A 655-nucleotide genomic window follows, 5' to 3' on the forward strand; every position below is an offset into this window, starting at 1 on the left:
TGGTATTCCTGACGCTTGCATCCTTCTCTTCCTTTTTTTCTTTTCTCCTTCTTTTTTCCCTTTCCTTTCTCCCCTTCCTCTTTTCTTTTCACCTATTTTTCTTCTCCTTTTCCCTCCTTCTTTCTTCCTCCTCTTCCCTCTTCCTTCCTTTCTTTCTTTTCTCTCCTTCTCTCCCTTTTTTTTTCCTCTTTTTCTTTTTCCCCCCTTCTCCCTTTCCTTTTCTCTTTTCTTCCTCTCCTTCTTTTCCTCCTCTCTCTCCCCTTTCCCCCCTTTTTCTTCCCCTCCCTCTTCTTTTCCTTTTTCTTTTCTCTTTCCCTTCTCTCCTCTTTTCCCCTCTTTCCTCCTCTTCCTCCTCCTCCCTTTCTCTCCCTTCTTTCCTTCTTCCTTTTTTTTCTCTTCCTTCTTCCTTTCCTCTCCCTTCCTTTCCCCTTCTCCCCCCCCCTTTTCTTCTTTCCTCTTCCTTTTTTTTCCTCTTCCTCCCTCCCCCTTTTTCTTCCCCTCCTCCTCCCCCCTTCCCCCTTTTTCCTCTCCCTTTCCTCTTCCCTCTCTTCTTTCCTTCTTTCCCCTCTTCTTCCACAACACAACGGGATGGAGGCGGATTTGTTCCTGAGCATTCATCACGATGGCAGTATACATGCAGAAGCAAGAGGGGTTA

At 46.1% G+C, this 655-nt stretch carries 1 protein-coding gene; it reads right to left on the minus strand.

Going from position 1 to position 655, the window contains the following annotated elements:
• The coding region (locus ISALK_RS14895) for a hypothetical protein (RefSeq protein ID WP_201756933.1) at nt 1-655 on the minus strand (655 nt) is incomplete at both ends.

This window comes from Isachenkonia alkalipeptolytica (assembly GCF_009910325.1).
Taxonomy (GTDB): Bacteria; Bacillota; Clostridia; order Peptostreptococcales; family T1SED10-28; genus Isachenkonia; species Isachenkonia alkalipeptolytica.